At 73.8% G+C, this 17,571-nt stretch carries 14 protein-coding genes; 4 read left to right on the top strand and 10 right to left on the bottom strand.

The window, feature by feature from the left end; genetic code table 11:
* Positions 1-21: 21 nt before the first annotated feature.
* The 4 genes from DMB42_RS13315 to DMB42_RS13300 are packed head-to-tail and all read right to left on the bottom strand — an operon-like array spanning position 22 to position 3,330.
* On the bottom strand, positions 22-456 hold the full coding sequence (locus tag DMB42_RS13315) for a S26 family signal peptidase (RefSeq protein WP_221762126.1): 435 nt from the start codon (positions 454-456) through the stop codon (positions 22-24).
* Between the two features lie 14 nt (positions 457-470).
* The gene (locus DMB42_RS13310) at positions 471-2,291 is read right to left on the bottom strand and encodes an ABC transporter ATP-binding protein (protein WP_125634251.1); all 1,821 of its coding nucleotides are present in this window, start codon (positions 2,289-2,291) and stop codon (positions 471-473) included.
* Positions 2,288-2,818 (bottom strand): hypothetical protein, encoded by a 531-nt coding sequence (locus DMB42_RS13305; protein WP_125634249.1) that lies wholly within the window; start codon positions 2,816-2,818, stop codon positions 2,288-2,290. Before DMB42_RS13305 ends, DMB42_RS13310 begins: the two co-directional genes overlap by 4 nt.
* Positions 2,815-3,330 (bottom strand): MauE/DoxX family redox-associated membrane protein, encoded by a 516-nt coding sequence (locus DMB42_RS13300; RefSeq protein WP_185844627.1) that lies wholly within the window; start codon positions 3,328-3,330, stop codon positions 2,815-2,817. The genes DMB42_RS13305 and DMB42_RS13300 overlap by 4 nt, the downstream gene beginning before the upstream one ends.
* A gap of 128 nt (positions 3,331-3,458) precedes the next feature.
* Here DMB42_RS13300 and DMB42_RS54190 point away from each other — a divergent pair, with 128 nt between their 5' ends.
* Complete coding sequence (locus tag DMB42_RS54190) at positions 3,459-6,797, top strand: tetratricopeptide repeat protein (protein WP_125634243.1); 3,339 nt, start codon at positions 3,459-3,461, stop codon at positions 6,795-6,797.
* Positions 6,798-7,018: 221 nt separating this feature from the next.
* Here the strand turns inward: DMB42_RS54190 and DMB42_RS13285 are convergent, their stop codons facing one another.
* The 3 genes from DMB42_RS13285 to DMB42_RS13275 form a co-directional block, all read right to left on the bottom strand.
* The gene (locus DMB42_RS13285) at positions 7,019-8,272 is read right to left on the bottom strand and encodes an MFS transporter (protein ID WP_221762125.1); all 1,254 of its coding nucleotides are present in this window, start codon (positions 8,270-8,272) and stop codon (positions 7,019-7,021) included.
* A gap of 82 nt (positions 8,273-8,354) precedes the next feature.
* Entirely contained in the window at positions 8,355-9,251 is an 897-nt protein-coding gene (locus DMB42_RS13280) for a hypothetical protein (protein ID WP_125634242.1), read from the bottom strand.
* 182 nt (positions 9,252-9,433) lie between these two features.
* Positions 9,434-10,660: an oxygenase MpaB family protein gene (locus tag DMB42_RS13275; RefSeq protein ID WP_125634240.1), complete on the bottom strand. Its 1,227-nt coding sequence runs from the start codon at positions 10,658-10,660 to the stop codon at positions 9,434-9,436.
* 282 nt (positions 10,661-10,942) lie between these two features.
* Between DMB42_RS13275 and DMB42_RS13270 the strand changes: the two genes are divergently transcribed.
* Positions 10,943-11,614 (top strand): TetR/AcrR family transcriptional regulator, encoded by a 672-nt coding sequence (locus DMB42_RS13270; RefSeq protein WP_260477667.1) that lies wholly within the window; start codon positions 10,943-10,945, stop codon positions 11,612-11,614.
* 23 nt (positions 11,615-11,637) lie between these two features.
* Here the strand turns inward: DMB42_RS13270 and DMB42_RS13265 are convergent, their stop codons facing one another.
* From DMB42_RS13265 to DMB42_RS13255, 3 genes are read right to left on the bottom strand one after another with little or no spacing between them, the layout of a single operon-like run.
* Complete coding sequence (locus DMB42_RS13265; RefSeq protein WP_125634238.1) at positions 11,638-12,357, bottom strand: HAD family hydrolase; 720 nt, start codon at positions 12,355-12,357, stop codon at positions 11,638-11,640.
* Positions 12,358-12,364: 7 nt separating this feature from the next.
* Positions 12,365-13,462 (bottom strand): HAMP domain-containing sensor histidine kinase, encoded by a 1,098-nt coding sequence (locus DMB42_RS13260; RefSeq protein ID WP_260477666.1) that lies wholly within the window; start codon positions 13,460-13,462, stop codon positions 12,365-12,367.
* A gap of 1 nt (position 13,463) precedes the next feature.
* Positions 13,464-14,135 carry a response regulator transcription factor gene (locus tag DMB42_RS13255; RefSeq protein WP_125634236.1) on the bottom strand — a complete coding sequence of 224 codons (672 nt, stop codon included), beginning with the start codon at positions 14,133-14,135 and terminating at the stop codon, positions 13,464-13,466.
* 252 nt (positions 14,136-14,387) lie between these two features.
* Here DMB42_RS13255 and DMB42_RS13250 point away from each other — a divergent pair, with 252 nt between their 5' ends.
* Positions 14,388-15,092: an ABC transporter ATP-binding protein gene (locus tag DMB42_RS13250; protein ID WP_125634234.1), complete on the top strand. Its 705-nt coding sequence runs from the start codon at positions 14,388-14,390 to the stop codon at positions 15,090-15,092.
* Complete coding sequence (locus DMB42_RS13245) at positions 15,092-17,503, top strand: ABC transporter permease (RefSeq protein WP_125634232.1); 2,412 nt, start codon at positions 15,092-15,094, stop codon at positions 17,501-17,503. Before DMB42_RS13250 ends, DMB42_RS13245 begins: the two co-directional genes overlap by 1 nt.
* Positions 17,504-17,571: the final 68 nt, after the last annotated feature.

The following is a 17,571-nucleotide window of genomic DNA, read 5'->3' as shown; positions in this document are numbered from 1 at the left end:
TTGTCCCTTCCTCGCTTTTCCTCACCGCCCGGCGGGACGCCGGCGCGGAGTCTTCGGCAGGTGGCCGACGACCACGCCCAGGAGCTGCCGGGCGGGTACGTAGCCGAGCCTGCGGGAATCGAGGCTGATCGGCCGGTTGTCACCGAGCACGACCAGCTGTCCGGGTGGTACGACGGGCTCCGGCCGGGTCGCCAGCGCGGGCACCTCGGCGCGTGGCACCGGATCCCCGGGCACCGCCGCCGCCCGCTTGACCATCCACTCCATGCCCAGCCCCGGAGCCGCGGCGACCACCACGAGCCGTCCGGGCCGCACCCGGGCCAGGGGCGACCTGCGCACCAGTACGCGGTCGCCGTGCCGCAACGTGGGCTCCATGCTCCGCCCGCGTACGGTCACCGTGAGGAACCGCGCCCGCAACACAAGAATCAGGACGACGAGAAGAACCGGGACGACGGCCACCGAGGCCACCGCGGTCAACGGACGCCCGCCGGGGCGTAGCCGCGGGCCTGGGTCGCGAACAGCTCGGCGTACCGGCCGCCGGCGCGTACCAGCTCCTCGTGGCCGCCGCGCTCGACGATCCGGCCATCGGCCAGGACGGCGATCGTGTCGGCGTCGCGTACCGTGCTCAGCCTGTGGGAGATCAGCAGTGTCGTCCGGCCGGCGCGGTGCTCGCGCAGGACGGTGTGCACCTCGTGCTCGGCGGCCGGGTCGAGACCGGCGTTCGGCTCGTCCAGGATCATCAGCTCGGGACGGTCCCGTAACAGCCCTCTGGCCAGCGCGATCCGCTGCCACTGCCCTCCCGACAACGTCACGCCCGACTGCTCGTCGTCGGAGAACAGCTTGGTGAGCAGGGTGTCGTAGCCGCGCGGCAGCGCCCGTACGATCGCGTCGGCGCCCGCGCGCACGGCCGCCGCCTCGACCCGCGCGCGCCCGGCCGTCAGGTCGCCGACCGCGATGTTCTCGGCCGCGCTGAGGTCGTAGGCGGCGAAGTCCTGGAACACCGCGCCCAGCCGTTCGCGCAGCGCCGCCGGGTCGAGTTCGCGCAGGTCCACGCCGTCCCAGAGGATCGCGCCGCGCTCGGGGTCGTAGAACCGGCACAGCAGCTTGACCAGGGTGGACTTGCCCGCGCCGTTCAGGCCGACCAGCGCCAGCGAGCGGCCGGAGGGGATGTCGAGATCGACGCCGCGCAGCACCCACGGCCGGTCGGGCCCGTACCGGAACCACACGTCCCGCACCTCGATCCCCCGCGAGACCGGGCCGGGGGACGCCGCGCCACGCCCGGTCGGGATGCGCGGGGCCAGGTCGGGGGCGGTGTCCAGGACCGCCCGGTAGTGGCCGAAGAGCAGCAGCGCCTCGTGCGCGGCGGCCAGGTTGCGCACGCCCGCCGCCAGCCCGCCCTGCGTGCCCGCCACCGCCGCCACGAACACCGACAGATCGCCCACCGACGCCCGGCCCGCGACCGCCTCCGCCACGATCCACACCAGCCCGGCCCCCCAGATGGCGGCGGCCAGCAGCGCCTGCCCGCCCTGTCCCCGGAGCTGCCGCACCGCCACCCGCCGCCGCTCGGCGTCGACCGCCCGCAGCTCGGCCAGCATCCGGCCGCGGAAGAAGTCCCCGAGACCGAACAGGCGGATCTCCTTGGCGGCGTGCGGCATGCTCAGCAGCCGGGCGAAGAACAGCTCCCTGCGCTGCCCGTGTCCCGTGGTCCGCATGACCTCGGCCTGCTCCCGTCCCAGCCGCAGGTGCACGCGGAGCAGCGGCAGCGCCGCGACGGCGACGAGGACCGCGACGGCCGGGCTCACGCCGGCCAGCGTGACCAGGAATCCCGTCGTCGTGAGCACGGCCTGCGCCAGGCCCAGCGCGCCGGTCACCACCCGGCCGGGACCGGCGCTGCCGGCCCGCTCGGCCAGGTGCAGCCGGTCCTGGAACGCGGGCTCCTCCAGCCGGGTGAGGCCGGGCAGCGCGTTCACGGCCGTGTAGAGCCGGTCGCGGACGAGCAGGCCGACCCGGCGTTCGAACTCGGCCCCGGCGAAGGTCATCACGTACGGGCCCGTCCCGGCGACCGCGGCCAGCGCCAGCAGCGCGGCGACGTACGGCGCCAGGGTCGCCGCCGTCGTGCCCCGCCCCGCCACCTCGTCCAGGACGAGCTTGGTGTACCAGGCGGTGAGCACCGGCGCCACGCCCGTCGCCGCGGTCAGCACGGCCTGCAGCACGACATACCACCGGCCCGCCTCCCAGGCGAGCGCCACGGCCTGCCCGAGCGTCCGCGCCGGGCTGCCGTCGCCCGGCCTCACACCGGCTCCGCGGCCGGCAGCGCGGCGGGCTCGGTGCCCGAACCGCTGATCACGCCGCGTTCGTCCAGAAGGTAGAAGGCGGGCAGCCCGCGCAGCCCGAACGCGCGCCACACCGGCCCCTCCGGCTCCTCCTCGATCACCACCCTGGCCGCCGGTCCGATCCTGGCGGCCAGCTCCGCCACCTCGCCGGGCGTGCCGATGAGCACCGCCAGCACCTCGTCCCGGCGGAACCGGCCCCGGCGCACGTAGTCCAGGAGGCCGGGCAGGCGCTCGCCGCACAGCGAGCAGGCGGGGCTGAAGAAGCCGACCAGGCGGATCCCGCCGGCGTCCACGACCTCGCCGTCGCGCGTCGTGGCCGTGAACGGCGCGGGAGTCGTCCTGGGTGGGAGCACCGGCAGGGGGATGTGTTCCGGCGCGGGCCCGGCTCCGCGGGCGTCCCCGCCGCCGCGGAGCCGGGCGATGAGCGCCAGCACCAGCAGGAGGTTCAGCACGCTCAGCACGGTGACGAAGATGATCAAGTACGTCATCGGAACACGCTCCTGAGGTCGTCGATCTTGATGAGCAACAGCGCCGCCACGGCTCCGGCCAGCCCCGCGACGGCGCTCTGCGCCAGGGCCCCGGCCAGGACCGCCGCCGCCGGAGCACCGCCGGCGACGTACCCGAGGACGCTCACGCCGGTGAGCAGCACGTTCCTGACCACGTGCACCGGCCCCAGCGTGCGCGGCGGGCCGCCGAAGCACAGGCAGGACGCCGGCGTACGCCGGGCCACGGTGAACGCGACGGCCCCCGCTAAGACCGCGCTCACCGCCACGGCCAGGGCGAAGCCGTAGCGCGGCGGCACCGGCGCGACCAGCAGCACGACGACCGCCGACTCGGCCGCCACCACGGCGCCCGCCGCCCACCCGCGCCACCGGCGGCGGACGAGCCCGCCCGCCTCCAGCGACCGCGCGAAGGCGGGCAGGTCACGGGCCTTGCCCGCGACCGCGGCGCCGAACACCACGACCAGGGCGACGCCACATCCGACGGCGAGAAGGTCCATGCGCCGAACCGTAGAAAACCGGCGCCTCGGATTTACTGGCAAGCTTCTTAACTATTTGCCAGTATGTCCACCAGGCACACGGGGTGTCTGCGGCGGGGCGACCGGCAGGAATCGCGGCGGGAATCCATATGAGCTCGGGCGGTGAAGCGCTCCGGCGCAGGCGGGTGGCGGCGGGGTGGAGTCAGCTCGAACTGGCCACCCGCGCCGGTGTAGGCGTGCGCACGCTGCGCGACATCGAGCGGGGACACGTACGCCGCCGGCAGCGCGCCTCCCTGGAACGCCTGGTCGCCGCGCTGCCCCTGGCCGACGCCGACCGGGCCGAGCTGCTGGCCGGCTTCGAGCGCGCCGCGCCGCCGTGGATCGGGGTGCTCGGCCCCCTCGCCGTCCGACAGGGCGGCGTCGAGCTGGACGTCGGCGCGGCGATGCCCCGGGCCCTGCTCGGCCTGCTGGCGCTGCACGCCGGGCGGCCGGTCCCGTCCGACGAGATCGTGGACGTGTTGTGGGAGGACCGGCCGCCGCGCACGTACGACAACCTCATCCACGTGTACGCGGGCCGGCTGCGCGCGGTCCTCGGCAGGGAGGCGATCCGGCGCACGTCCGCCGGCCACCTCCTCGCGCCCGCCGCCGGGTCCCTGGACCTGGCCGCCTTCGAGGCGCTGACCACCCGCGCCGGCACGCTCCCCGACGAGCCCGTGGGCGACGACCTCGCGGCGGCGCTCGCGTGCTGGCGCGGTCCCGTGCTCGCCGGGTCGCCCGGCCGCCTGCGCGAGCACCCGATCGCGGTCGCCGCCGCCAGGACGCGCGCCGCCGCCGCCCTGGCCTACGCCGACGCCGCCCCCGACGCCGGGCCGGAGGTGGTGGCCGCACTGTGGCGGGTGGTGCACGACGAGCCGCTGCACGAGGGCCTGGCCGCCAGGCTGATGACGGCGCTGGCCGAGCAGGGCGAGCAGGCGGCGGCCCTGCGCCTGTACGGCGAGATGCGGGCCAGGCTGGCCGCGGAGCTGGGCGTGGAACCGGGGAACGATCTGCGCCGGGCCCGCGAACGCATCCTCACCCGCCCGCCCGAGGTCCCGGCCGGACGGCAGCCGGAACGGGCGGTGACCGTGCCCGCGCAGCTGCCCGCCGCCGTGGCCGCCTTCACCGGCCGTACCGCCGCGCTGCGCCGCCTGGACGGGCTCCTGGAGGGGCGGCGGGAGAGCGCGGCCATCGCGGTGCTCACCGGCACGGCGGGCGTCGGCAAGACGGCGCTCGCCGTCCACTGGGCACACCGCGCCCGCGACCGGTTCCCCGACGGCCAGCTCTACGTCAACCTGCGCGGTTACGCCGCCGCGCACCCGCTCGGCCCGATCGACGCGCTCGCCCGTTTCCTGCACGCGCTCGGCGTGCCGCCCGAGCAGGTCCCCGCCGACCCGGACGAGGCCGCCGCCCTCTACCGGACGATGCTGGCGGGCAAGCGGGTGCTGGTCGTGCTGGACAACGCCTCGGACCCCGGCCAGGTGCGCCCGCTGCTGCCCGGCGCGGCGGGCTCGGCCACGCTGATCACGAGCAGGGACACGCTGGCCGGGCTGGTCGCGCTCGACGGCGCCCGGGTGCTGCCGCTGCCGGCGCTCACCGAGGTGGAGTGCCGCGACCTGCTCGCCCGGCTGCTCGGCCGCGCGCAGGTCAGGGCCGAGCCGGCGGCGGTGGCCGAGCTGGCCGCCCTGTGCGCCCACCTCCCGCTCGCCCTGCGCATCGCCGCCGCCAACCTGCTCGGCGCGCTCGCGCCCGCCGCCTCCAGGCAGTCCGTACGGCCCGCGCACCGGCCCGTCGCCCGGCCCGTCGAAGGGCCCATCGCTCGGTACGCCGAGCGGTTGCGCGCCGGTGACCGGCTGGACGTGCTCCAGGTCCCCGGGGATGTCGAGTCGGCCGTGCGGACCGCGTTCCAATTCTCCTACGCCGCGCTCACGCCGCCCGCGCGCCGCCTGTTCAGGCTGCTGGGCCTGATCCCCGGCCCCGACATCACCGTCCCGGCCATGGCAGCGTTCCTGGGGACGACCGAGGAGGAGGCCGAGGCGCTGGCGGCCGTGCTGCGCTCGGCGAGCCTGCTGGACGAGCACCTGCCCGGCCGGTTCGCCCAGCACGACCTGCTGAGGTTGTGCGCCGCCGAGTACGCCCGCGACGAGCGGGCCGAGCTGGTCCGCCTGCACCGCCACTACCTCGACCGGGCCGACGCGGCGGCTCGTACGCTGTACCCGCAGTTCCTGCGGCTGCCCATGCCGCCCGCCGCCGAACGGTTCCCCGACCACACGGCCGCGTCCGGGTGGCTCGACGCCGAGTTGCCGAACCTGCTGGCCACGGTGACCCACACCGCCGAGCACGGCCCGTACGAGCTGGCCTGGCTCATCGCCGACACCCTGCGCGGCTACTTCTTCCTGCGCCACCAGGTGGCGGAGTGGCGCACGATGGGCTACACCGGCCTGGCGGCGGCCCGGGCGGCCGGCGAGCGGCGGGCACAGGTCGCGCTGCTGCTCAGCCTGGCCGGGCTGAACGGTTTCCAGGGCCGCCAGCAGCAGGCGCTCGACCACTACGCGGAGGCCATGCGCCTGTCGGAGGAGACCGGCTGGCACGAGGCGCTCACCGCCGCCCTGTGCAACGCCGGCGCCACGTACGCCGACCTGGGCATGCTCCGCGAGGCCGTCGACCACCTCGAACGCGCGCTCGCGCTCAACGAGGCCCTCGCCCACACCCCGGCCAAGGCCGTGAACCTGGGCAATCTCGGCTGCCTCTACCTGGAGATGGGCCGCCTGCACGACGCCGAGACCAGCCTGACCCGTTCGCTGAGCCTGTGCCGCGAGCTGGAGCACCGGGCCAGCGAGGCGAACGGCCTGGCGATCATGGGCGAGGTGCTGCACGGCCTGGACCGGCTGCCCGAGGCCCGCGACACCCTCCTGGCCGCGCTGGACCTGCACCGGGAGATCGGCAACCGCGGCAACGAGGCCGACACGCTGCGCAACCTGGCCGCGGTCGAACGCGACGACGGCAACCTCGGCGAGGCGCTCAGGCTGGCCGTCACGGCGCTCGACGCCTCCCACCAGACCGGGCACCGCAGGCTCGTCGCCGACACCATGAACACCCTCGGCCTGATCCACCTCGCGCTCGGCGACGTGGACGCCGCGCTGGACCACCACGGCCGGGCGCTGGAGCTGGCCAGGGCGGCGGGCAACCGCTACCCGGAGACGAAGGCGCTGCTCGGCCTCGCCGCCGGGGAGGACCTGCGCGGCGCCCGCGAACCGGCGCTCCGCCACGCCGACCTGGCCCTGGCGCTGGCCCGTACCGCCGGGTACCGCCTGCACGAGGGCGTGGCGCTGGCCCTGCGTGCCCACATCGGCGGGGACGCCGGCGACGCGCGCAGGGCCGGGGAGGTGTTCACGCAACTCCGCCTCCCGGCGAAGGCGTGGCGACGCGCCCTCCTCCCCCCGGCCCGCTGACCGGGCGCCGGGTCGGTCCTCCGGGGCTTCGTTGCCAGGGTCACGCGCATGCGATCGAGTCACCTCGCCCGGGACGACGCCGTGGACCTGTTCGAGCGGCGCGGGCTGCCGAAGGAGACGTACCGGAACCGCTCGACCGCCTTCTGGTGCCCGAACTGCTGGTCGCCGGCCTCCCCCTCACCACGCTCTCCTGACCCACGTCCGCGCCGCGACCGCCGTGGTCACGGCCGTCGGAACCGGGCTCTGCCCGGCGTTCCCCGTGCCTCGTCACCGGCCGCGGCGCGGACGTGGGCCTCGCGGACGAAGGTCAGCGCCACGGCGCCCGCGACGGGCCCGGCGGCCAGGGTGGCGAACGCGGCGGAGAAGGAGCCGGTCGACTGGTAGACCGCCCCCACCACGACCGGCACGGTGACGCTGCCCAGTTGCGCCAGAGCGTTCGTCACGCCCGCCGCCGAGCCCGCCAGCGCCGTTCCCGACAGTCCGGGCACCATGGCGATCAGCAACGGCGAGTACAGGTACGCGCCCAGCCCCGCGAACCCGGCCATCACCAGGAACGCCGTCTCCGTCTCCATGCCGCCGAACAGCAGCAGGCAGACCGCGAAGGCGACCAGCACCGCGACCGCCGGGCGTTTGCGTCCCCGTCCGGCCAGGTCCGTGGCCAGGCCGATGACCGGTTTGCCCACCGCGCCCGCCGCCGCGAACACCACGACCACCGTGCCCGCCGCCACCGGGTCGATCCCGCGCCTTGTCACCATGAGGGTGTTGGACCAGGTCACGAAGCCGTACGTGCCCCAGAGCCCACCGAACCCGGCCAGGCCGATCAGCAGCAGGTTCCGGTCGCGGACGAGCCCGCGCAGCGGCGGGCGCGCGGCGGACGGCTCGCGCCGGTCGCGCAGCAGCGTCAGGCACACCAGCGCGAGCCCCATCGACACGATCCCGAACAGGTGGTACGAGGCCCGCCAGTCGTACCACTGGATCAGCCTGGGCACGAGCGCGTTGGCGATCATCGTGCCGAGCGAGGAGGCCATGGTGAAGACGCCCATCGCCAGCCCGCGTTCCCGCTCGCCGAACCAGGACGCGATGAGCTTGACCCCCGCCGCGAAGTCGGCCCCCGCGCAGAGCCCGATCAGCGCCTGGACCGCGATCCCGGCCCCGGCGGACGGCACGGACCCGAACACGATCATGAAGCCGCCGGCCGTGAACAACGACCCCGACAACACCACCCGGCTGCCGATCCGGTCGCCGAGCAGCCCGCCGCCGATGTTGGACAGGACGTAACCGACGTAGTACGCCGTCGCGAACGCGCCCAGCCCCGCCAGCGACACCCCCAGCGCCTCGCCGGCCTGCAGCGACGCGGGCCCCCAGGTGGACCGGTCGACGGAGGTCATGGTGAGCGAGGCCCAGCACAGCAGCAGCACGACCCACCGGCGCGTCGACCGGCCCCCGACGGATGGTGACGCTGAGTAGTCGCTCACACGCGGTCACGCTACAGCCCGCGACCGCGCCCCGCCCCTCGATCCGGACGGAGAGGGCCCGTCCGGCCGTACGCCCGCGAGCTCAGGAGCGGCGCGGGTCGTAGTTCTGGTACTCGAACAGGCGGACGTCGCTCTCCGGCAGCAGGGGCACGCCGCTGCCGGAGTCCAGCACCACCCGGCGTCCCAGGGGCTCGCGCAGCGTGACGTCGATCCGGCCGGTCTTCCCCATGGCGTTGCAGAACTCCACGTCGTCCTCCCGTACGTCGACGTCCACGACCACCGCCTCGGGCGTCTCATGGACGCGGGAGCCGTACGTCGTGTCGCAGGTGCCGTGCAGGTAGCTCAGCCGGAGCCGGGCCGGCGCGCGCAGCTCGTAGGTGCTCACCTCCTGGATCCCGCCCTCCAACGGCCGGGGCGGCCCGCCCATCGCGGCCGGGTCCACCGCGACCCGCCGGAACGACCCCGGCACGCCCTCGACGGTGAAGTCCCACGTGGGGACCCGTACGTCCCCCCGGCTGCTCGGCATCGTGGCCTCCCCCCTGGCCACCGCGATCACCCGCAGCGGCCGGCAGCCCTTGCCGGGTGGGCACTCCTCGTCGGCGAAGGACTTGGGCCTGCTCAGCCCGGCGTAGGCGGCCGTGGCCGGCAGGACCGGCACGCTCAGCGTGCTCCCGTCGGCCCAGCGCAGTTCGGCGGGGGCCGGCGCGTCGGCCGGGAGCCGGGTCTCCAGCTTCCAGGCGCTGTTGATCATGCTCCGCCCGGCCCACCGGGGCACGCGTCCCTGGCCGGGCTCCAGGGTCAGGTTCCGCAGCGGTACGAACCCCTCGACCCAGGGGCCACGCTCCGCCGAACTCCGCCAGTGTCCGGCGACCTCACGGGCACGGTCGGCGAACTCGTCGGCGAACTCGTCGGCGGCGCCCGACGCCCGTAAGGAACCGCAGGCCGCCACGAGCACGGCGAGCGCCGCGACTGAGAGCATCCGCATATCCCGTAGACGCGCGGGCCGACGACACGGTTCGCCCGCCCGCGACCGACACGCTCGGATTCGCCGCGCCGGACGTGCCGTCGCCATGACGCCGAGCGTGCCGTCGCCTTGACACCAGAGGTGCCGTCGCCTCGGCGTCGGACGTGCCGTCGCCTCGGCGGCCGGGCCGCCGGTGATCAGCCGGGCCGGTTGCCGGTGGGGATCACGATCTTGGTCTGCGCGCCCTTGGTGAGGTAGAACGTGGTCCACTTCTTGATCATCTCGTCGAGCAGCCAGGCCGCGGCGGGCACCAGCGGCAGCCCGATCAGCCCCTCCCTGAACTGCACCAGCAGCGGCCAGGCCGTCTTGACCACCGGGTCCCACAGCGGCTCGCGCGGGATGCCGTTCCAGTCGGCCGCCTGGTTGCCGGTGAGGTACCTGGAGAACGCGTTGACGAGGGGCTTGTCGATGCTGCCTGGGCTGGTCAGCTCCGCGAGCATGTTCCGCAGGATGCCGTTCAGCTCCACCCCCTCCGAGGTCGGGCCCATGTTCCTGGGCAGGACGATGTCCGACTGCGTGTAGGAGGTGTCCCAGGTGGCGGGGATGAACTCGTCCCTGATGCCGAGCATGTGCGCCAGCAGCTGCAACGAGTGCAGGTACGCCGTGGACTCGGCGGCGGAGATGCGCACCTTCCACTCGCGCATCCCGCGCATGGAGTACGTCGCCAGCGTGTGCCACGTGACGAGCATGTCCTCCTGGCTGATCGGGATGGGCCCGGACCAGGGGGACGACTTGAGCAGGTGCCGTACGGCCGCGTGCACCAGCCGGGTCTTCACGGCCTCGACCACGGCCGTGCCGCCGGGCCCCCACGCGTTCTGGGGCCTGACCGCGTACGCCAGGACGTTCGTCTTGGCGACCCGGTCCTTCAGGTCCGCGCCGCCGGCCGAGTAGTAGACCGCGCGGGCCTCCTTGGGGATGGCGGTGGCCAGCATGCCGGCGCCGACGATGGTGAGGACGACGATGTAGTTGCCCTTGAGCGCGTGGAAGCGGGACGCGGCGTCCAGTTTGGCCTGGTCGGCCCATGACGGGAGCCGGCGTGCCTGCTCGATGAAGGCCCGCAGGTCGTCCGGCAGCCCGGCGGGCAGGGGCTGGTCGTTGCGGTTCCAGTCGTACAGCAGCCGGTTGACCTCGGGGATGGCGCCGCGGTCGAACAGCGAGGCGAGGAGCGGGTCGGCGACGTCGTCCCAGACCCAGCGGGGGTCGGCGCCGGCGCCGGTGCCGGAGCCGGCGACCGAGCCGGAGGCCGGCCAGGTCCAGCCGTCCGCGAGGGCGTCCGCCTGGGCCGGAGAGGTGATCCCCAAGGCGCCGAGCGCTCCCAGGGCGGTGCCCGAGATCAGTATCTCGCGCCTGCTCAACTCTGCCATGTCCTGCACTCCTTCGAGGTGGGGGTCCCGTTCAGGGCAGTCCTGACCGGCTCGCCGGAGATCCACCGAGCAGGGGGCACGCGTCGGCGTCGTCGCCTGGTCCACGCCTGCCGGGCTCTCCCATGCCGCTTCCTCCTTCTCGTCCGATGCCGAGAAGTGGGTGATACTGAGAAGTGGGTGATACTGAGATACAAACTTTGAGTCCGTGTATCATCATCAGAGCACGTTGTGACGGACATCACAAGACCCGCTCTTGAGGGAGAATCGACCCAGGAGGTGATCGTGGAATCCGTGTTGTCCGGCGTCATGGCGCCCTCGGGCTCGGAGTCGTTGCTGGAGCGCGCCTACGTCGACGCCGTCGAACGTGTCGACGACCTCGACGAGCTGCGGACGCGCATCCTCGACGCGGCCTACGAGCAGTTCTGCCGGATGGGCATCAGACGTTCCACCATGGAGGACGTCGCCCGGCTGGCCAAGGTGTCGCGGATCACCGTCTACCGGCGCTTCGACTCCAAGGACACGCTGGTCGAACACGTGGTGCGCCGGGAGTTCCGCCGCTACTTCGACCAGTTCCTCATCGACATCGAGCAGGCCGGCACCGCGGCCGACCGGGTGGTTCTCGGCTTCGTCAGCTCGTTGCGGGCCATTCGCGGCAATCCGCTGATCGGCGGGCTCATCGTCACCGAGCCCGACCTGCTCGTCCCGTCCATGATGACCGACGGGGGCCGGACTCTGGCCACCGTGCGGCAGTTCGTCGCCGGTCAGCTCCGCCGCGAGCAGCGCGCGGGCAACGTGGCGGCCAGTCTCGACGCCGACCTCGTGGCCGAGATGATGGTGCGCATCTCCACCTCCTTCCTGGCGATCCCCAGCGCCGTCATCGACCTGAACGACGACGCCCAACTGGCCTCGGTGGCCAGGCGCTTCCTCGTGCCCATGCTCGACCCGCCCGGCTGATCCCCCGCTGCTCCCGCCGCGGCTCAGGACAGATGACCGGGCAGGTCGGTGAGGCGTTCGACGCGGAGCACCGTACCGTCCGCCGCCGGTGACGGTCCGCCGGTGACGAAGTCGATGCCGCGGTCCAGCCAGATGCCGGTGAGCCCGGCGAGGGCGGCCGCGTGCACGTCGCTGTCCAGCATGTCGCCCACGTTGACCGCCCGCGCGGGGTCCGTACGCATCCAGCGGCAGGCGGCGGCGTAGGCGGCGGGCTTGGCGGCGCCGAGCTCGGCCGGGGTCAGCACGGCCTCGAAGTATTCGAGCAGGCCGAAGCGGGCGAGCTTGGCACGCTGCTGCCCCGGGTCGCCGTTGGTGAGGACGGCCAGTCGCGGCCCCCGGGGCAGCGCCTTCAGGGCCTCCAGGCACGGCCGTACGTCGGGATAGCTGCGCCAGGACCGCTCGAACGCGGTGAGGTAGCGCTCGGCGATCCAGGCGTCCAGCAGGCCGGGATCCTCGGGGACCGGCTCACCGAGCAGCGGCATGAAGGCCCGCGCCCTGCGCCGGTGATGCTCGGCGAAGGAACACTGACCGGCCAGGTACTCCCGCATGTGGCGCCCCTCCAGCGTCCACCACGCCGCCACGAGCTCCTCCGGCGCGGCCGTCGCGTCCGGCGCGGCCGAGACGATCTGCCCGATCGTCTCCATGACCGCGCTTCGGTGATCGACCAGGGTGCCGTCCAGGTCGAAGAAGATCACGTCCGCCATCGGGCGATCATCTCAGTGGGGCGGGCAGTTCGACGACGATCCGGAGCCCGCCCTCGGGGCGCGCGACGATGGCGAGGGACCCGTCGTGCACCTGGACGATGCTCTTGACGATCGCCAGGCCGAGGCCGACGCCCGCGTGGTCGTCGTCGCGCGTCCTTCCGGTGCCCCGCTGGAACGGTTCGGTGAGGGTGGAGACCAGTCGCGGGGACAGCCTCTCGCCGCTGTTCTCGACCGTGAGCACCACGGTCCCGGGCCGTACGCCGGTCCCGACCCGTACGGTGCCCTGCCGGGGCAGGTTGTGCACGATCGCGTTGTGCACCAGGTTCGTCGTCATCTGGAGCAGGAGCGCCTGCGACCCGGAGGCCGGGGCGACCTCACCGGAGGTCTCGACGGTGACACCGCGTCTTTCGGCGAGCGGCAGCAGCGTCTCGGCGGCCTCCTCCACGAGCAGCGACAGGTCGACGGGTTCGCGGGCGAAGGACCTCCGGTCGGCACGGCTGAGCACGAGCAGCGCCTCGGTGAGGTCGATCGCCCGGCTGTTGACGGCGTGCAGGCGCTCGACGAGTTCGCCGTGGTCGTGCGCCGGGTCCTTGCGGGCCACGTCGAGCAGCGACTGCGAGATCGCCAGCGGGGTGCGCAGCTCGTGCGAGGCGTTGGCGGCGAACCTCTGCTGCTCGGCGACGTGTGCTTCGAGCCGGGCGAGCATGGCGTCGAAGGCGTCGGCGAGCTCGCGGAGCTCGTCCTTGCGGCCCTCCAGCCGGATCCGGTGGGAGAGCGAGCCGTTCGCGGCCACGCGGGTCGCGTCCGTGATGCGGGTCAGCGGGGCGAGCATGCGGCCGGCGAGGATCCACCCGCCCACGAGGCCGAACACCAGCAGGAAGACCAGCACCGTGCCGGTGGCGGGCAGGAAGCTGCGCAGGAGGATGAACCGGTTGGGCACGAATCCCGTGGTGTTCCTGACCGTGTCGTCGGGCATGACCCGCAGGAACACCCATCCGGCCGTGATCAGCATCGCGCCGGCGAGCATGAGGAACCCGGCGTAGCTGAGGGTGAGCTTGAGCCGGACGCTCAACCCGGGCGCCCGGCCCGCGGTCTCCTCCCCCACGTCAGGCGCCGGGTGCCGGATCGATGCGGTAGCCGGCGCCGGGCACGGTGGCGATGATCCAGGGTTCGCCGAGGCGTTTGCGCAGCGCCGAGACCGTGATGCGCACGGCGTTGGTGAACGGGTCGGCGTTCTCGTCCCACGCCCGCGCGAGCAGCTCCTCGGCGCTGACGACTCCGCCCTCGGCGGCGACGAGGACTTCGAGCACGGCGAACTGCTTCCTGGTCAGCGCGACGTACCGGCCGTCGCGGTAGACCTCGCGGCGGAACGGGTCGAGCCGCAGGCCCGCGATCTCCCGTACCGGCGGTCTGCTGTAGGCGCGCCTGCGGTCGAGCGCCCTGAGCCTGAGCACGAGTTCGCGCAGTTCGAACGGCTTGGTGAGGTAGTCGTCGGCGCCCAGCTCGAACCCGGTGGCCTTGTCGTCGAGCCGGCCGGCGGCGGTCAGCATGAGGATCGGCATACCGCTGCCGGAGGCGACGATGCGCTTGGCGATCTCGTCCCCGGAGGGCCCGGGGATGTCCCGGTCGAGGACGGCGATGTCGTAGGCGTTGACGCCCAGCAGTTGCGTGGCGGTGTCGCCGTCACCGGCGATGTCGGCGGCGATCGCCTCCAGCCGCAGGCCGTCGCGGATGGCTTCCGCCAGATAGGGCTCGTCCTCGACGATCAGCACACGCATGCTTCCGAGGCTACGAGCCGGCGCCGCATATCGTCGGCATATCGAAAACCTGATACGTGCTGACAACACCGCGCCGCGTTGACTGGGGGCATGGTTGTCGTCGAACCGGTACGCACGCCCCCGCTCGCCGCAGGACGGCTTTGAAGCAGGCATGCGCGTGCCCGGGCAGGGCCTTCAGCCGCCCTCCGTGACGTGACGGCCTCCCGCATCGATCCCCGTACGACTCCAGCCGCCGACCGAAAGCTCCAGATCATGACGACCTCCACCCGGCAGGGCATCCAGGAGACCGTGGCCGCCAGCGCGCGGAAACTGACCAAGACCTACGGCCAGGGCGACGCCCAGGTGCATGCCCTGCGGGGCATCGACCTCGACCTCCCGCGCGGCAGGTTCACCGCGATCATGGGGCCGAGCGGGTCGGGCAAGTCCACCCTGATGCACTGCCTGGCCGGGCTCGACCAGCCCAGCGGCGGAAGCGTCACCGTGGCCGGCACCGACCTCGGATCGCTCGACGACGACGCGCTCACGATCTTCCGCCGCGAGCACATCGGCTTCGTGTTCCAGGCGTTCAACCTGCTGCCGATGCTGACCGCGGGCGAGAACATCCTGCTCCCGCTCGAACTGGGCGGCCGCCGGGCCGACGACGCGGCGCGGGAGCGCGCGCGCGTGCTCGCCGACGTCCTCGGCGTGGGCGACCGGCTCGGCCACCGGCCCGCGGAGTTGTCCGGCGGCCAGCAGCAGCGGGTCGCGATCGCGCGGGCCCTGATCAGCCAGCCGGACCTGCTGTTCGCCGACGAGCCCACGGGGAACCTGGACAGCACCACGTCGGCCGAGGTGCTGGAGCACTTGCGCCGGTCGGTGCGCGAGCTCGGCCAGACCATCGTGATGGTCACCCACGAGCGGGACGCGGCGACGTACGCCGACTACGTGGTCACCGTGCAGGACGGGCGGATCGCCTGATGCGGACCGTCTTCCTCGCCTCGCTGCGCACCCACATCCGCAGGTACGTCGCGGCGGCGATCGCGGTGGCCGTCGCGGTCGCCCTCGTCGTCGTGGTCGGCGTGCTCACCTCGGGGGCGCAGAGAGGGCTGATGGACGGCCTGGGGGCGCCGTACCGGAATGCCGACCACGTGGTCTCGGCGGCGGTGTGGCCGGCGTCCGAGCTGAACGCGAAGGCCGCGATCGCCTTCACCGAGCAGCACGGCGAGAACGCGGCCGCGACCGGCCGGGCGACGCTGCCGGTCCGCGCGAACGGCCGGCAGCTCACCGGGACGACGGTGGGCCCGATCGCCACCTCGGAGTCGTGGCGCTGGCAGAAGCTCAGCTCAGGGCGTTTCCCCGAACGCGCGGGCGAGGCCGTGGTGGACGTGTACTCCGCCCAGTCCGACAACATCGACGTGGGCGACCGGGTCCGGATCGGCGACGGCTCCGCCGCGGCCGACGTGCGGGTGGTCGGTGTCGTGGAGTCGCCCTCGCCCCCGGCCCAGGCCTCCATGTACGTCACCTGGCCCCAGTTGCTGCGCTGGCGCGACCGCCTCCATGTGAGCGCGGTGGCGGTGCGCGGCGACGTGGGCCGGCTCCCGGAGGGCGCGAAGGCGCAGACGCCGGAGGGGTTCGCCGCGGAGCGGCTGACCTACGTGCAGAACAGGGTGGACAGCCTGTCGGTGATGTTGCTGCTGTTCGCCGGGATCGCGCTCTTCGTCTCGGTCCTGGTCATCGCGAACACGTTCTCCATCCTGTTCGCCCAGCGGCTGCGCGACTTCGCGTTGCTGCGCTGCATCGGCGCGACCCGGCGGCAGGTGGTGCGTTCGGTGCGCCGCGAGGCGGCCGTCGTCGGCGTGCTCGCGTCGCTGACCGGGACGCTGCTCGGCGTCGGTCTCGGCTACGGGCTGATCGCCCTGATCAACGCCCTCGCGCCCACCACCCCGATGGGCGCCGCCGCGCTGCCCACGCTCTGGCTGCTGGGGGGCTTCGCCGTCGGCCTGGTGGTCACCTTGGTCGCGTCCTGGTTGCCGACCCGGCGGGTGGTCCGGGTGAGCCCGCTGGCGACGCTGCGCCCGGACGCCGCCGTGGACATGCACTCGGCCACCGGCCGCGTCCGGCTGGCGCTGGCCGCGATCCTCCTGGCCGGCGGGCTGGCCCTGCTCGGGGTGGCGATGGTCCGGGACAGTACGGCGCTCATGCTGGCGGGCGGCGGATCGGTGTTCGCGGGGGTGCTGCTGTTCGGGCCGGTGGTCATTCCCCGCCTGGTCTCGCTCGCCGGCGCGCTGCTCGGCCCCGCCGGGCGGCTGGCGACCAAGAACGCCGTACGCAATCCGCGGCGGACCGCCACCACCACCGCGTCCCTGCTGATCGGCGTCACCCTGACGACCGCCGTACTCACCGGGATGGCCACGTACCAGTCGTCGCTGGACAACCAGATCGGCCGGGACCACCCCATCGACGTCGCGCTCGCCTCGCCCAAGGGTCCGGTCACCCCTGACCTCCTCGACCGGGTGCGCCGGACCGCCGGTGTGGAGCAGGCCGTTCCGCTGGACGGCGCGGTGGCCCGGGTGGCCGGGCTCGACCGAGCCATCCCGGTCGTCACCGCGAAGGGCGTGGAGCGGGTGGCCCGCGACGGCGGGGCGTTCGCCCGGGTCGAGCCGGGAAAGATCAGGATCGACTCCGGGGCGTTCGGCAAGAACCTGGCTCTGCGGCCCGGCGACCGGGTCACGGTACGGGTCGGCGAGCGGCGTACCCAGTTGCAGGTCTCCATCGGCACCGGCTGGGGCCCGGTGGGCGTGGTCGCGCCCGAGACGCTGGCGACGCTGACCGACGCCCCCGAACCGCGCGCCGTCTGGATCCGCGCCTCCCCCGGCACGGACGCGGCCCGGCTCGGCGGCGCCCTCGACGAGCTGGCGGACCCGGCCGGCGCGACGATCGAGAACGGGTTGCGGACCTGGGAGTCGCTGAACCAGCAGCTCAGCACCTACAGCTGGGCGGCGCTCGGCCTGCTCGGCATCGCCGTCGTGATCGCCCTGATCGGGATCGCGAACACCCTGGGCCTCTCCGTGCTCGAACGCGCCCGCGAGCACGCGATGTTGCGCGCGCTCGGGCTCACCCGCGGGCAGTTGCGGCGGCTGCTGGCGACCGAGGCGGTGTTGCTGTCGGTGGTGGCCACCGCGCTCGGCACCGTGATCGGCCTCGGGTTCGCCTGGGTCGGCTACGAGACGCTCGTGACGCGGGCGCTCAGCGAGGCCACCATGCGGATCCCCTGGACGTCCCTCGGCCTCGTGGTCCTCGCCGCCGCCCTGGCCGGGCTCCTCGCCGCCGTCCTCCCGGCCCGCCGGGCCCGCCGGGTGACCCCGGCCGCGGGACTGTCCCTCGACTGACCTCGGGCTCTCCATGATCGGGGAGCCCGTCGCGGCCCCGGCCATACCATAAGGTACGGTATGTCGTG

The sequence above is a fragment of the Nonomuraea sp. WAC 01424 genome (assembly GCF_003947315.1).
Lineage (GTDB): Bacteria > Actinomycetota > Actinomycetes > Streptosporangiales > Streptosporangiaceae > Nonomuraea > Nonomuraea spiralis.
This window is presented reverse-complemented; position numbering and strand designations above follow the sequence as displayed.

Bases quoted from the DNA above. Each gene is read 5' to 3' on its own strand.
- DMB42_RS13305 (WP_125634249.1), bottom strand. From the start codon at position 2,818: ATGACGTACTTGATCATCTTCGTCACCGTGCTGAGCGTGCTGAACCTC.
- DMB42_RS13300 (WP_185844627.1), bottom strand. From the start codon at position 3,330: ATGGACCTTCTCGCCGTCGGATGTGGCGTCGCCCTGGTCGTGGTGTTC.
- DMB42_RS54190 (WP_125634243.1), top strand. From the start codon at position 3,459: ATGAGCTCGGGCGGTGAAGCGCTCCGGCGCAGGCGGGTGGCGGCGGGG.
- DMB42_RS13280 (WP_125634242.1), bottom strand. From the start codon at position 9,251: ATGCTCTCAGTCGCGGCGCTCGCCGTGCTCGTGGCGGCCTGCGGTTCC.
- DMB42_RS13275 (WP_125634240.1), bottom strand. From the start codon at position 10,660: ATGGCAGAGTTGAGCAGGCGCGAGATACTGATCTCGGGCACCGCCCTG.
- DMB42_RS13265 (WP_125634238.1), bottom strand. From the start codon at position 12,357: ATGGCGGACGTGATCTTCTTCGACCTGGACGGCACCCTGGTCGATCAC.
- DMB42_RS13255 (WP_125634236.1), bottom strand. From the start codon at position 14,135: ATGCGTGTGCTGATCGTCGAGGACGAGCCCTATCTGGCGGAAGCCATC.
- DMB42_RS13250 (WP_125634234.1), top strand. From the start codon at position 14,388: ATGACGACCTCCACCCGGCAGGGCATCCAGGAGACCGTGGCCGCCAGC.
- DMB42_RS13245 (WP_125634232.1), top strand. From the start codon at position 15,092: ATGCGGACCGTCTTCCTCGCCTCGCTGCGCACCCACATCCGCAGGTAC.